We start from the raw sequence: 12103 nt of genomic DNA on the forward strand, positions 1-12103 counted from the left end.
TCTGGGTCGGCGTCGTACGCGGGGCGGAGGTGGTCGTCGCTCCCCTCGTCGCGACGATCCCGCTCGCCATCGGTGCGGGCCTGCTGTTCTTCGCGGTGCACGTGACGCGGGTCCACTTCGCGCTGAAGCGGCGCGGGATCACCGTGCCCGCCCCTCTCGACTTCAGGACCGCGGACGGAGCGGCCTGGTACGAGTTCACCGACGTCGACGGCGTGGAGCACGGCGTCCGGGGCGAGCACCGCGGACCGGTGGCCCGCATCGCCTACGACCCGGAGGATCCCGAGGAGTGCTCCTTCGACATGTCGGTCAAGCGCGTCCTGCTCAGGGCGGGCCTCTCCACCCTCGGAGCGCTGCCGCTGCTGGGCGGCGGTGTCGCCCTCGCCGTGCTTCCGTTCCTGGTGGAGTGAGGCTCTGGGCGAGGGCGGGAGTTTGACGACAGGCCCTAGAACCAGGGCCGGGCGTCAGGGGTGGGCAGCGGGCGCAGCTTCGGCCAGCGTGCGAGGAGGCGCTCGGCCAGGGCGGAGCTGAGGCGGCCGACGCCGTGCAGGTGATCGTGGTCGCGGGTCATGCCGGCGACCACGCCCAGGCGGTGGACGAGCCGCTCGCGGGCGGAGACGTAGCCCCACTCGAAGTCCTCGACGGGCACCCGGGCGAGCTGGTCGACCGTCCCGCGGTGGGCCCGCTCGACGAGCGCGTCGCCCTGGATCAGCCAGCCCGCGCACGCGTCGGCGAGGTCACCCGGCACGTCCGTCCCGGTGAGGCCGCGCCAGGTGCTCCGGTAGATGTCCTCGACCTCCGTGAGGGGGGCCGCGGTGACCGACATGGCGCACCAGCAGGTGGGGAAGCCGATGCGGAAGTAGGCGAGTTCCATCAGGCCGTTGCCGAGCGAGGCCCGCTCGAAGTCGACGAAGCGGATGCCGTCGGCGGTGCGCAGGTCGTTGCCCGGGCAGGGATCGCCGTGCAGCAGCGCATGGTGCGGGGCCGGGTCCAACCGGCCGAGGAGGCCGTCGAGTTCACCGGGCACCCCGGCCGGTACGGGTACGTCGAGCGCCCCGGCCAGGGCGAGGAAGGACTCCGCGTCGGCGGCCGTGGGCCCCGACGCGACCGGCAGGGCGCCCGCGTCGGCGGGCCCCGTCAGGGCGTGCAGCCGGGCGAGCGACTCGGCGTAGGCGGGCAGCCAGTCGCCGGTCTCGCCGAGGTCGGCCACGTACTCCATGACGATCATCCGCGAGCCAGGGTCCGTGGCGAGCACGGCGGGAGCCACGGCGGGCCCGGCGGCCCGCCCCGCCAGGCGCAGCCCGGCGAGCTCCCGCGCGAAGCGGGCGTCCGCGTCGGCGGCCGTGTCCCCGGCGTCGGTCATCTGCTTGACGATCACCGGCCGCCCGTCCGACAGCCGCACCCACCACACCCGTGACCGCGGACTGCTGTCGAGGAGTTTGCTCTCCTCGGGGGTGCCCACGGTGGAGAGCAGCGCCTCGTTGAACGGAACACGGTTCGACATGCGCGGCCTTCCTAGGCGAGGGCGGCGACGAAGGCGGACCAGGCCGGGGCGCCGAAGGTGAGGTGGGGGCCGTCGGGGACCTTGGAGTCGCGGACGGGAACGACGCCGGGGTTGCCGTCGGCGACTTCCAGGCAGTTGCCGCCGTCACCCGCGCTGTAGGTGGACTTGCGCCAAGTGGCCATCTCCAGGCAGTCGCCGCCGCTTCCGCCGCTGTAGCTGGACTTGTGCCACGTGGCAGTCGAGATGTCGTACTCAGGCCTGCTCGTCATGTGCGTAATCCTCCGCCACGGACTCGATCAAGGCCAGCGACTTGTCTGGTGAGAGCGCGTTGGCCGTCAGTAGATCGTAGGTCAGCGAATGCCGCGCGACATCGGCCGGATCGTCCAGCAGCAAGCCTGTTTCAATGCCCTGTACGTAGGCGAGCGGCGGAGCGTCCGAGAAGGCCATCAGCTTGAGGGATCCCTCCAGGGCTGCGTGCGCGCCCGCACTGAACGGGAGTACCTGGAGGATGACCCGGTGGGACCGGATCAGGTCCGCGAGGTGTCGCAGCGTCTCGGCCATCACGGCCCGGCTGCCGATGACCCGGCGCAGCACCGCCTCGTCGAGCACGCACCACAACAACGGGGTTGTTGGCTCTGCGAGCAGGGCCGCGCGGGCCAGGCGGGCTTCGACCAGGGCGTCGATGGCCGTCTCCGTCGCCGTCGGCTGGTAGGCGCGGAAGACGGCACGGGCGTAGGCCTCCTTCTGGAGGAGGCCCGGGATCAGCAGGGGCGCGTACTCCCGGATGGCCTTCGCCAGGCCCTCGGCCTCGGCGGCCTCCGTGAAGTGGTCGGGGTACTTGAACTTCGTCACGGCTTGGCAGTTGCGGGTGAAGAAGTCGCCCGTGCCGAGGGTCTTGTCTATCTCACGACCAAGCTCCGGGGTCATCCTCCGCGTACCCGCTTCGAGTTGGCCGATGAAGGAGCCGCTGACGAAGAGGGGCTCGCCGAGTTTGTCCTGGCTGAGGCCGGCCCGTTTGCGGGCGACGCGCAGTTCGGAGCCGAGCATGGTGCGGGGTGAGGAGAACGGGTCGACGTCTCCGGAATCGGGCACGGCAACTCCCCTGACAACAGGTGCGGGTGTTGGAGTCTGGCCCTTGAAGGCTAGCCAGCCCGTCGCCACTCTGAGTACTGAACTCGACTACTCAGAGCGAAAGGTGACATTGCAAATGGTGCTCACGCCGATGGAACGGATGCTGGCGGCCGAGGAGGCCGTCGGGCAGTTGAAGGCCGCGCTGACGGACGTGGGGGTGGTGTTCCCCTCGCTCGGGGTGGACGGGGTGTCCGCGGCCGGGTCGTACGGGCTGCCGCTGGTCGATCTGGGGCGCTGCAACCTGGACACCGCGCTACGGCTGGCCGCCGTCCTGCACGAGCGGGCCCACCCCTGAGGGATCGGCGAGGCGGACGGTCAGGCGCGGGAGGAACCAGCCGACCAGGGGGCCCGTGCCCAGGGCGACGAGCACGGTGCCGAGGCCGAGGGTGCCGCCGAGCAGCCAGCCGAGGCCGGCCACGGACACCTCGATGCCGGTGCGCACCGTCGCGACGGGCAGCCGGGTGAGCCGGACGAGGCCGGTCATGATGCCGTCGCGCGGGCCCGAGCCGTACTGCGCGCCGAGGTAGAGCGCGTCGAAGAAGCCGAGGGCGACCAGGCCGAGGACGAGGTACGCGAGCGCGTCGGCGGTCCCCTCGGGGGCGGGGAGCACGGCGGCGGTGGCGTCGGCGGCGAAGCCGACGATCGCGACGTTGAGGACGGTGCCGAGCCCGGGGAGCTCGCGCAGCGGGATCCAGGCGAGGAGCACCAGGAGCGAGATCAGGTTGGTGGCCCAGCCGAAGGAGATGCCGAGGCTCTTCGCCGCGCCGTCGGTGAGCACGCTCCAGCTCGCCGTGCCGAGGCCGGACTCGACGAGCATCATGACGGCGGCGCCGTAGCCCGCCAGGCCGAGCAGGAGTTGGGGAACGCGGCGCGCGGTGCGGCCGGCCCGGAGCTGGGCGAAGGCGTTCATGCGGGGCGGGTGGTGAGTGGCGGGAGCGGGTACGGCCGTGACTCGGGGCATGGGGCCAGCCTCGGGGGATCTGGCCCCGGATTCGATAGCCAGATTGCGTACGCTGGTCCGGTGAAGATCAGCGCGCACGCCGTCGGACGCATGGTGGGGACCTGGCAGGAGGGGCCCGGGCCGGCGCACCAGCGGCTCTCCGACCGGCTGCGGCTGCTGATCCTGGACGGGCGGCTCGTTCTCGGGGCGGCGCTGCCGGGCGAGCGCGACCTGGCCACCGCGCTCGGTACGAGCAGGACCACGGTCGGGGCCGCGTACCGCACGCTCGTGGAGCACGGGTACCTGGAGACGAGGGAGCGCGCGAGGGCGACCGTACGGCTCCCGCACGAGGACGCGCCCGCCCGGCGGCGGGCCGGTGGCGCGGACGCGGAGACCATCGACCTGTCCTTCGCCGCGCCGCCCGCGCCGCCCGCGGTCCTGCACGCCGCCTTCGCGACGGCGCTGGAGCGGCTGCCGCTCCACTTCGAGCGGCACGGGTACGACCGGTACGGCACCGCGGAGCTGCGCGAGGCGGTCGCCGGGTGGTACGGGCGCAGGGGCCTGCCGACCTCGCCCGATCACGTCATGATCACCAGCGGTGCGCAGCACGCGATCGGTCTGCTGGTGCGCACGCTGCTGTCGCCGCGGGACAAGGTGGTGTTCGACCACCCCACCTATCCGCACGCGATCAGGGCGTTCGCCGATGCGCGCGCCCGGCTGCTGCCGGTGGCGGTGGGCCCGTCCGGCTGGGACGTGCCGCAGCTCCTCGCGGCGGCGAGGTCGGCGCAATTGGCGTACCTGATCCCGGACTTCCACAACCCGACCGGGATGTACATGCCCGCGAGCGTGCGCCGGAGCCTGCGGACGGCCTGCCCGACGATCATCGACGAGACCCTGGCGGACCTGGGGCTGGAGACGGCGGACCCGGATCCGGCGGCGGAACCCTTCGCCGCGACGCACCCCACCGTCATCAGCGTCGGCTCGGTGTCCAAGAGCATCTGGGGCGGCCTGCGCATCGGCTGGATCCGTGCCGTGCCCGCGCTGCTGGAGCGCGTCGCCCGCGCCCGGCCCGCGACGGATCTCGGTACCCCGGTGGTGGAACAGCTGGCCACGGCGGTGCTCCTGAACGGGGGCCGGACACGGCGGCCCGATGCTCTCCGCCTACTGCGCGCACAGCAGGACGCCTTGCTGGGGGCGCTCGCCGAGCATCTCCCGGAGGTGCACGCGCCGCGGGCGCCCGGTGGGGTGACGCTGTGGGCGCGGTTCCCGGAGCCGGTCGGTTCGCGGCTGGCGGCGATCGCACCGGACCACGGGGTGACGATCGCGGCGGGACCGCGGTTCGGGGTCGGCGGCGCGTTCGAACGCCACGTCCGGCTGCCGTACACGCTCCCGCCGCCCCGCCTCACCGAGGCCGTCCACCGCCTGGCGGCCGCCCACCGGGCGCTGACGGCGGGTGCCATCGGGATCCACACTCCGGCGGCGGTGGCCTGAGCCGCGTTGGGCCGTGGCGGTGGCCGTCCCCGGCCGTCCGGGGGAACGGCCGCGATCCGGCCGCCCCTTCTGCCGCCCGGCGTGCACATCGTCGTCATCGACGAACGAAAGAAGGTGGACGCGATGCCGCTGTATCTGTCGAGGTTCAGCTACACGCCGGAGACCTGGGCGAGGCTGACGGCCCACCCCGAGGACCGCTCACAGGCCGCCCGGTCGTACATCGAGTCCGTCGGCGGGAAGCTGCACGGCTTCTGGTACGCCTTCGGCACGCACGACGGCTACAACCTGTGGGAAGCCCCGGACGACGTGTCCATGGCCGCGGTCGCGCTGGCGATCAGCGGGGGCGGCGCGCTCAGCTCGTTCGAGACGACGGTCCTCCTGAGCGTGGACGACACCCTGGCCGCCCTGCGCAAGGCCGAACAGATCCGCTACCGCCCTCCGGGCGCGTCCGAGACGCCGTGAGTCGGGCGATCGAAGGGTTCTAAACCTTCACCGCGGCGAGGCGTGTGCCGCAGAGCGCGGTGAGGTCCTCGGGGTCGGAGGTGAGGACGGTGACCGGGCCGGGCGCCGCGAGTGCGGTGGCGGCCAGCATCGCGTCGATGGCGTACTTGTGCCCGTGCAGGCCGGCCTCGCGGAGCAGGGCGGTGGCGGTGTGGGCGATCTCCTCGGTGACGGGTTCGACCACCACTCTGGACAGCGCCCACATGAGGGCGGGCATGTTGATCTTCGGGTGCACCACCTCGACGAGGGTGGCCGTGCTGGTGATGACCCGCATGTCGTCCGCGAGGGCGAGGGCGAGCCAGCGCGTGATGGTGCGGTCCCGCAGCACTGCCTTTGCGAGTCCCTCGCTGTCCAGCACGAGGGTGCCGCCGGGCTTGGTCGGCTTCGGCGTCATGCGACGTCCTTCTGCTCGGTGTTGCTGTCGGGCTGCCCTCCGTGGGCGCGGCGGAATTCCTCCCGGGTCGCGTCGATCTCCTCCGCGGTGATCGGTCCGTGCTCCGCCTCCGCCACGGCGACGAGCTCCGCCAGGTTGTCCCGTTCGATCTGGCGGGCCACGGCGGCGGTGACGTAGGCGGAGAGGCCGGAGGGGCCGCTGCGGGCGCGAGCGGCCTCGGCGATGTCGCGGGGCATCGAGATGGAGTACTTCTGGGTGGCATCGCTCATGCCACCCATGCTACTTCCGATGCCACCGCCATGTTCGGCGTGTGGGGCGTAGAGGTACATGTGCATAGGCTCCTGGCATATGCACACCCTATGGATGTTTTTGGGTGCCGGTTCGCTCGATGGGGTGACGGCCCCCCGCCCTCAGTCCGTGCTGAGCCGGGCGTGGAGGTGTTCGTCGTGCCAGCCGTCCGCGTGGAGGAGGGCGCCGCGCATGGTGCCCTCCAGGGGGTAGCCGGATTTCACGGCGACGTGGCAGGAGGCCGGGTTGGCCGTGGAGTGGGTGATGCGCAGGCGGTGCAGGCCGAGTTCCCCGAAGGCCCAGGAGGTCAGGACGGCCAGGCCTTCGACGGTGGCTCCGACGCCGCGGCCCGCCGGGAGGAGCCAGTACATGAACTCGCCGCTGCCGCCGCGCAGGTCGATGTCGGCGAGGGCGATCACGCCGACGGCGCAGCCGCCGTCCGCGGGGGCCAGGGCCCAGATCGCCGAGCTCTCGGTGTGCCAGCGTTCGCGCCAGCGGGCGATGCGGTTGACGGCCTGCTCCTCGGTGAGCCGGTCCGGCCGGTTCCAGTGGCGGATGTCCGGATCGGCGTACGCGGCCACGAGCGCGGCCGTCTGGCCCGGCGGGACCACGGGCGGTATGAGGGCGATCGGCGGGGCGATCGGCGAGTCGGCGGGCGGGGCGGCAGGCGAGTCGGTCATCGGATCATCATCCGGTCTTCGGCTGGCCATCGGCGGGCCCCTCTTGGTTCCTCGTCGGGCCCGCGCCGGGTCGTGCCGCCGCCATCGGGAGCCGGTCGCGCCGGCGGAGTGCAGTGCACTGACCCGCAGCTTCGGTCTTCACGTACAGTCCCGCTAGTTCGTGAGCGTGACCATGAGCCATGTGAAGCGGGCGTTCAAGTACCGCTTCTATCCGACTGATGCGCAGACAGCCGAGCTGTCGCGCACGTTCGGATGCGTGCGGAAGGTCTACAACCTGGCGCTGGCCGCACGCAGTGAGGCGTGGGTGAGGCAGGAGCGGGTCAACTACAACCAGACCTCGGCGATGCTGACCGTGTGGAAGAGGACCGAGGAGCTGTCCTACCTCTGCGAGGTCTCGTCCGTTCCGCTCCAGCAGGGCCTTCGGCATCTGCAAGGCGCGTTCGCGAACTTCTTCGCCAAGCGGGGCAAGTACCCGCGTTTCAAGTCCCGGAAGAAGTCCCGCAAGGCTGCCGAGTACACATCCTCCGCTTTCCGTTACCGGGATGGCGCTCTGAGGCTGGCGAAGATGGCGGAGCCGCTGGCCCCAACGTCGCGGAGTCGGAGTACCTGGGCTGGATCGCCGACCGCTTCGCGGGCAAGCCGGCGCCGTCCGACTGCGCCTGACGGACGGCGGCTTCGAGCCGTGTTCGAGCAGTGAATGAAGGCTCCCGGCCGATGGACCACACCGGCCGGGAGCCTTCGTACGTGGGGGCCTGCCGTCAGCGGCCCACGGGGACGGGCGCCGCGTCCGGCACGGGCTCGGTGGCGGCCGACGCCGTCGGCTCGGTCTCCGGGGCCTGGGCGTTCTCCGCGTCCGGGGAGGTGTTGAACTCGGCCAGCATCTGCCGGGTGAAGCCGAAGAAGTAGGTGGCGGCGAAGCCCACGAGGTAACCGACGGCCAGGCCGCCCGCGTAGATCGCGATGGTCATCCCCATGCCCGACTTGCCGTCCAGCAGCGGGAACAGCGCCCAGCCCGAGGGGCCGATGGCGGTGGAGCCGAAGGCGGTGCCGAGCTGGTTGAAGAGGCCTACGAAGGCCCCGCCCGCGGCGCCGCCGATGCAGGCGGTGATGAAGGGGCGGCCCAGGGGGAGGGAGACGCCGTAGATGAGGGGTTCGCCCACGCCCAGGAAGCCGGCCGGGAGGGCGGACTTGATGGTGGCGCGGATCGAGCGGTTGCGGGGGAGCTTGTAGTAGACGGCGATGGCCGCGCCGACCTGGCCCGCGCCCGCCATGGCGAGGATGGGGAGCAGGACGGTGTAGCCGGTCTGCTCGATCAGGGTGGTGTGGATGGGGATCAGGGCCTGGTGCAGGCCCAGCATGACCAGCGGGAGGAAGAGTCCGCCGAGGACCAGGCCCGCGAAGGCCCCGCCGGTGGCGAGCAGCCAGGTGGCGAAGGTGCCGATGGCGGTGGAGACCTCACCGGCGACGAACATCAGGCCGAAGAGGGTGACCAGGCCGGAGATCAGCACGGTGAGGGTGGGGGTGACCAGGACGTCGAGCGCCTCCGGGACCCACTTGCGGCACCACTTCTCCACCTGGACGGCGAGCAGCGCGGCCGCCAGTGCGCCGAGTACGCCGCCCTGGCCGGGGGAGAGCTGCTGGCCGAAGGCGTCGATCTTCGCGACGCCGGGGAAGACGATGATCGCGGCGACCGCGCCGCCGAGGATGGCGGTGCCGCCGAACTCCTTGGCCGTGTTGTAGCCGACGAAGACGGCGATCAGGGACATGAAGCCGCTCGCCATCGCGGCGAGGGCGGGGACCACGGCCGGCACCCAGCCCATGTTGGTGAGGAACCCGTTGAGCCCGGCGATGATGCCGCAGCCGATCAGGGCCGGGATCAGCGGGACGAAGATGTTCGCGATGCGGCGCAGGAACAGCTTGAAGGGGGTGGAGTTCTTCGCCTTCTGGGCGTTCTTGATGGCCGCGCCCTGGGCGGCGAGTTCGTCGGCGGTGTGACCGGCGCCGGTCCCCGCGGGTGCGGCGGCGGGCGCGGCCGAGCGGCCTTCCGCGACCAGGGCCTCGAACTCGGGCGTGACGCGGGCGACGGTGCCCGGTCCCAGCACGATCTGGTACGTGTCGTCCTCGACGACGCCCATCACGGCGGGCAGGGCCTTGAGGGCCTCGTCCTGGACCAGGGAACGGTCGCGCAGCGTGATCCGCAGGCGGGTCATGCAGTGCGCGATGGAGACGATGTTGTCCGGACCGCCGACCAGGGGAAGGATCGCGGCGGCTGTGGCGCGGTTCTTGTCAGTGGACATCTGGTGTTCGCCTTGCTGCTGGGGGTCAGCGGGGGTGGGCAGGGGTGGGTCAGCGCGGGGTCTGGGTGAGGGCGGCCCGGAGGTGGCCCCGGGAGGCGGTGAGCAGTTCGGCGGCCGTGGGGCCGTCGACTCCGCCGAGGATGACGAGGATGGCCTGCTTGACCTCGCCGTCGGCGGCGGTGAGCGCGGCTTCGATCTCGGCGTCGGGGGCGCCGGTCGCCAGCGAGACGATGCGGCGGGCGCGGGCGCGCAGCTTCTCGTTGGAGGAGCGCATGTCGACCATCAGGTTTCCGTACGTCTTGCCGAGCCGGATCATCGTGAGGGTCGAGATGAGGTTGAGGACGAGCTTCTGCGCGGTGCCGGCCTTCAGCCGGGTGGACCCGGTGAGGAGTTCGGGGCCGACGACCACCTCGATGCCGTGGTCGGCGGCCGCGGCGAGCGCGGAGCCGGCGTTGCAGGACAGGCCGACGGTGAGGGCGCCGCGGTCGCGGGCGAACTCGACGGCGCCGATCGCGTACGGGGTGCGGCCGGAGGCGGAGATCCCGATGACGGTGTCGTCGGCGGTCAGGGCCAGCGCGGTCAGGTCCTCGCGGGCCAGTTCCTTGGAGTCCTCGGCGCCTTCGACGGCCTTGACCATGGCGGAGGGGCCGCCCGCGATCAGGCCGACGACCTCGGTGGGGTCGGTGTTGAAGGTGGGCGGGCACTCGCTGGCGTCCAGTACGCCCATCCGGCCGGCGGTGCCGGCGCCCGCGTAGATCAGGCGCCCGCCGCGGGCCATCCGCTCGGAGATCCCGTCGATGGCGGCGGCGATCGTCTCCAGCTCGCCGGCGACGGCGGCCGGGACGGTGGCGTCCTCGGCGTTCATCAGGCGGGCGATCTCCAGGGTGGGCAGCCGGTCGATCTCGGCCAGCTCGGGGCGGAAGGCCTCGGTGGTCAAGGTGGCGAGCTGGGCGCGGAGTTCGGCGTACGCGGTCATGGGCTTCGGCTCCTGGGCTACTGGATGCTGCTGCTAGCGGGTGGTGCTGTTGCGCTTGGCGGTGGGTACGGGGGTGTGGTGGCGGGGCGCGAGCGCCTCGTACGAGGCTGCGAGCGCGGGCGCCGCCGTCTCGTAGGTCTGCTGGGCGACGCCCACGAACAGGCAGTCCACGACGAGGAGCTGGCTGGTCCGGCTCGACATGGCCGCCGGGCGCAGCTGGGTCTCGCGCGCGGCGGAGGTGGCCAGTACGAGGTCGGCGTAGTGGACGACGGGGGAGTTGGCGCGGGCCGTGAGCGCGAGGGTGGTGGCTCCGTGCTCGAAGGCGGTCCGCAGGGGTTCGATGACGTCGCCGGTGCCGCCGGAGTGGGTGATGGCGACGGCCACGTCGCCGGGGCGCAGCAGCACGGCGGTGGTGACGGCCAGGTGCGGGTCGTTGTGCGCGTGGGCGATCAGGCCGATGCGCGACAGCTTCTGCGCGAGGTCCTGGGCGACGAGGCCGGAGGCGCCGACCCCGTAGATCTCGATGCGGCGGGCGCCCGCGAGGGCGGCGACGGCCGAGCCGAGGGCGGCGACGTCGAGTCCGGCGGCGGTGTCGGCGAGGGTCTGCGCCTCCTCCTGGGCCAGCTTGGCGACCACGTCCGCGAGGGAGTCGTCCACGGCTATGTCCACGGTGACGGCCGGGGCCGCGCCGGACTCCTGCTGGGCGGCGAGCGCGGCGAGCGCGAGGCGCAGGTCGCGGTAGCCGGGGTAGCCGAGGAGGCGGGCGGTGCGGACGACGGTGGCCTCGCTGGTGCCGGTGCGGGCGGCGAGGTCGCTGACGGTGAGCGCGGCGCAGGCCGCGGGGTCCTCGGCGACGGCCTCGGCGACGGCCTGCATGGAGCGGGTCATCGAGGGACCGAGGCTGCGGACGCGGGCCCGCAGGGCGGCGGGGGCGGGGACGGGGACGGCCGCGTCCGCCGCTCCGCTGAAGGTTTCTTTCACGTTCTGACTCACCCTTGAAACTTATTTTCAGAGGGGTGGGAACGTCAAGACGCCATAAGTCACCGGTGGAAGGGGACCTTCGCCACGGGGCCGGTCCGGGTCCACAATGTGTCCATGGACCACGCGACCCCCCTTGAACAGGCGCTGCACGCCGCACGCGCCCTGGTACTCGCCGATCTCGTCGCGGGCGAGGTCGCAGAGGCCGATGTCGTCTCGCTCGTCGAGGACGCGGTCACGCACCGCCGCTGGTGGGTGGAGGAGTGGCCGGAGGGCGTCGACTACCTCGCCGGACTCGTCGCCCAGGACGTGAAGGACGCGCTGCTGGAGAAGTACGGACGCTGGCCGCTGTGCCCGGTCTGCGGCCATGGCGAGCCGCACGCGCTGGACGTGGAGCCCGAGCTCGGACCGGACCCGATGTGGGTGTGCTCGGAGGCCGGCGTGCGGGTGGCGCCGGTGGGCGGCCTCGGACCGGTGCTCGGCGGCTCCGGCTCCGGCTCGGGCTCCGGCTCAGGCTTCGGCGAATGAGCCGACGGTGACGGTGTACATCGACCCGCCCGACTGGCCGGGTCACGGCCGCATGTGGTCGCACCTGGTCAGCGACAGCTCGTTCGAGGAACTGCACGCCTTCGCGGCGTCGATCGGCTGTCCGCCGAAGGCCTTCGAACGCGACCACTACGACGTCCCGGAGCAGCGCTACGCCGACGCGGTGGCCGCGGGCGCCGTGGAGATCGGCAGCAAGGAACTGGTCCGCAGACTCACGACGGCCGGCCTGCGGCGCCCGAAGGGGCGGCCGGCGGCTTAGCCGGCTCTGCGGTGGGATTTTGCAACGACGATTCAGTGATGTAGATCACAGAATCGGGAGGGGGTAACCCCCTGACTGCGGGACGGCGAGGTTGGCAAGCTGTCCGCACCCCGCTGCGCGG

16 protein-coding genes and 1 pseudogene are annotated in these 12103 nt (G+C 72.2%); 7 read left to right on the forward strand and 10 right to left on the reverse strand.

Going from position 1 to position 12103, the window contains the following annotated elements; all coding sequences use genetic code 11:
- Positions 1-29 precede the first annotated feature (29 nt).
- Complete coding sequence (locus AC3IX6_RS20445; RefSeq protein WP_489363360.1) at positions 30-407, forward strand: hypothetical protein; 378 nt, start codon at positions 30-32, stop codon at positions 405-407.
- Positions 408-442: 35 nt separating this feature from the next.
- Here the strand turns inward: AC3IX6_RS20445 and AC3IX6_RS20450 are convergent, their stop codons facing one another.
- Genes AC3IX6_RS20450 through AC3IX6_RS20460 form a run of 3 tightly spaced genes read right to left on the reverse strand, consistent with a single transcriptional unit; the run spans position 443 to position 2593 of the window.
- Positions 443-1501, reverse strand: a complete 1059-nt coding sequence (locus tag AC3IX6_RS20450; RefSeq protein ID WP_489363362.1) for a phosphotransferase — start codon at positions 1499-1501, stop codon at positions 443-445.
- Between the two features lie 11 nt (positions 1502-1512).
- Positions 1513-1770: a DUF397 domain-containing protein gene (locus AC3IX6_RS20455; RefSeq protein ID WP_489363364.1), complete on the reverse strand. Its 258-nt coding sequence runs from the start codon at positions 1768-1770 to the stop codon at positions 1513-1515.
- On the reverse strand, positions 1754-2593 hold the full coding sequence (locus AC3IX6_RS20460) for a helix-turn-helix domain-containing protein (protein ID WP_489363366.1): 840 nt from the start codon (positions 2591-2593) through the stop codon (positions 1754-1756). The genes AC3IX6_RS20455 and AC3IX6_RS20460 overlap by 17 nt, the downstream gene beginning before the upstream one ends.
- Before the next feature lie 115 nt (positions 2594-2708).
- On the opposite strand from AC3IX6_RS20460, the gene AC3IX6_RS20465 reads away from it, so the two are divergent.
- Positions 2709-2927 carry a hypothetical protein gene (locus AC3IX6_RS20465; protein ID WP_274548266.1) on the forward strand — a complete coding sequence of 73 codons (219 nt, stop codon included), beginning with the start codon at positions 2709-2711 and terminating at the stop codon, positions 2925-2927.
- On the opposite strand, the gene yczE is transcribed toward AC3IX6_RS20465, so the two are convergent.
- Complete coding sequence (yczE, locus tag AC3IX6_RS20470; protein WP_489363368.1) at positions 2886-3593, reverse strand: membrane protein YczE; 708 nt, start codon at positions 3591-3593, stop codon at positions 2886-2888. The genes AC3IX6_RS20465 and yczE overlap by 42 nt on opposite strands.
- A gap of 60 nt (positions 3594-3653) precedes the next feature.
- Between yczE and yczR the strand changes: the two genes are divergently transcribed.
- Both yczR and AC3IX6_RS20480 read left to right on the forward strand, forming a co-directional pair.
- Positions 3654-5063: a MocR-like transcription factor YczR gene (gene yczR / locus AC3IX6_RS20475; RefSeq protein ID WP_489363369.1), complete on the forward strand. Its 1410-nt coding sequence runs from the start codon at positions 3654-3656 to the stop codon at positions 5061-5063.
- Positions 5064-5186: 123 nt separating this feature from the next.
- Positions 5187-5525 (forward strand): GYD domain-containing protein, encoded by a 339-nt coding sequence (locus AC3IX6_RS20480; RefSeq protein ID WP_489371505.1) that lies wholly within the window; start codon positions 5187-5189, stop codon positions 5523-5525.
- 19 nt (positions 5526-5544) lie between these two features.
- Here the strand turns inward: AC3IX6_RS20480 and AC3IX6_RS20485 are convergent, their stop codons facing one another.
- The 3 genes from AC3IX6_RS20485 to AC3IX6_RS20495 form a co-directional block, all read right to left on the reverse strand.
- Complete coding sequence (locus AC3IX6_RS20485; RefSeq protein WP_489363371.1) at positions 5545-5958, reverse strand: PIN domain-containing protein; 414 nt, start codon at positions 5956-5958, stop codon at positions 5545-5547.
- Entirely contained in the window at positions 5955-6227 is a 273-nt protein-coding gene (locus tag AC3IX6_RS20490; RefSeq protein WP_489363372.1) for a CopG family transcriptional regulator, read from the reverse strand. Before AC3IX6_RS20490 ends, AC3IX6_RS20485 begins: the two co-directional genes overlap by 4 nt.
- A 141-nt stretch (positions 6228-6368) precedes the next feature.
- Positions 6369-6926, reverse strand: coding sequence for a GNAT family N-acetyltransferase (locus tag AC3IX6_RS20495; RefSeq protein ID WP_489363374.1), 558 nt, complete (start codon positions 6924-6926; stop codon positions 6369-6371).
- Positions 6927-7098: 172 nt separating this feature from the next.
- Between AC3IX6_RS20495 and AC3IX6_RS20500 the strand changes: the two are divergent.
- Positions 7099-7506, forward strand: a pseudogene (locus AC3IX6_RS20500) (RNA-guided endonuclease InsQ/TnpB family protein); the annotation flags it as partial.
- Positions 7507-7684: 178 nt separating this feature from the next.
- Here AC3IX6_RS20500 and AC3IX6_RS20505 read toward each other — a convergent pair.
- Genes AC3IX6_RS20505 through AC3IX6_RS20515 form a run of 3 tightly spaced genes read right to left on the reverse strand, consistent with a single transcriptional unit; the run spans position 7685 to position 11192 of the window.
- Positions 7685-9223 carry a PTS transporter subunit EIIC gene (locus AC3IX6_RS20505; protein WP_489363376.1) on the reverse strand — a complete coding sequence of 513 codons (1539 nt, stop codon included), beginning with the start codon at positions 9221-9223 and terminating at the stop codon, positions 7685-7687.
- Positions 9224-9272: 49 nt separating this feature from the next.
- On the reverse strand, positions 9273-10199 hold the full coding sequence (murQ, locus tag AC3IX6_RS20510) for an N-acetylmuramic acid 6-phosphate etherase (protein WP_489363378.1): 927 nt from the start codon (positions 10197-10199) through the stop codon (positions 9273-9275).
- A gap of 33 nt (positions 10200-10232) precedes the next feature.
- Entirely contained in the window at positions 10233-11192 is a 960-nt protein-coding gene (locus AC3IX6_RS20515) for a MurR/RpiR family transcriptional regulator (RefSeq protein WP_489363380.1), read from the reverse strand.
- Positions 11193-11294: 102 nt separating this feature from the next.
- Between AC3IX6_RS20515 and AC3IX6_RS20520 the strand changes: the two genes are divergently transcribed.
- Entirely contained in the window at positions 11295-11705 is a 411-nt protein-coding gene (locus AC3IX6_RS20520) for a DUF8819 family protein (protein ID WP_489363381.1), read from the forward strand.
- Positions 11706-11712: 7 nt separating this feature from the next.
- Complete coding sequence (locus AC3IX6_RS20525) at positions 11713-11982, forward strand: DUF4031 domain-containing protein (protein ID WP_489363383.1); 270 nt, start codon at positions 11713-11715, stop codon at positions 11980-11982.
- Positions 11983-12103 lie beyond the last annotated feature (121 nt).

The sequence above is a fragment of the Streptomyces sp. GL_141 genome, assembly GCF_057834385.1.

Bases quoted from the DNA above. Each gene is read 5' to 3' on its own strand.
- yczE (WP_489363368.1), bottom strand. From the start codon at position 3,593: ATGCCCCGAGTCACGGCCGTACCCGCTCCCGCCACTCACCACCCGCCC.
- AC3IX6_RS20505 (WP_489363376.1), bottom strand. From the start codon at position 9,223: ATGTCCACTGACAAGAACCGCGCCACAGCCGCCGCGATCCTTCCCCTG.
- AC3IX6_RS20520 (WP_489363381.1), top strand. From the start codon at position 11,295: ATGGACCACGCGACCCCCCTTGAACAGGCGCTGCACGCCGCACGCGCC.
- AC3IX6_RS20480 (WP_489371505.1), top strand. From the start codon at position 5,187: ATGCCGCTGTATCTGTCGAGGTTCAGCTACACGCCGGAGACCTGGGCG.
- AC3IX6_RS20465 (WP_274548266.1), top strand. From the start codon at position 2,709: ATGGTGCTCACGCCGATGGAACGGATGCTGGCGGCCGAGGAGGCCGTC.
- AC3IX6_RS20495 (WP_489363374.1), bottom strand. From the start codon at position 6,926: ATGACCGACTCGCCTGCCGCCCCGCCCGCCGACTCGCCGATCGCCCCG.
- AC3IX6_RS20450 (WP_489363362.1), bottom strand. From the start codon at position 1,501: ATGTCGAACCGTGTTCCGTTCAACGAGGCGCTGCTCTCCACCGTGGGC.
- AC3IX6_RS20455 (WP_489363364.1), bottom strand. From the start codon at position 1,770: ATGACGAGCAGGCCTGAGTACGACATCTCGACTGCCACGTGGCACAAG.
- AC3IX6_RS20485 (WP_489363371.1), bottom strand. From the start codon at position 5,958: ATGACGCCGAAGCCGACCAAGCCCGGCGGCACCCTCGTGCTGGACAGC.
- murQ (WP_489363378.1), bottom strand. From the start codon at position 10,199: ATGACCGCGTACGCCGAACTCCGCGCCCAGCTCGCCACCTTGACCACC.
- AC3IX6_RS20490 (WP_489363372.1), bottom strand. From the start codon at position 6,227: ATGAGCGATGCCACCCAGAAGTACTCCATCTCGATGCCCCGCGACATC.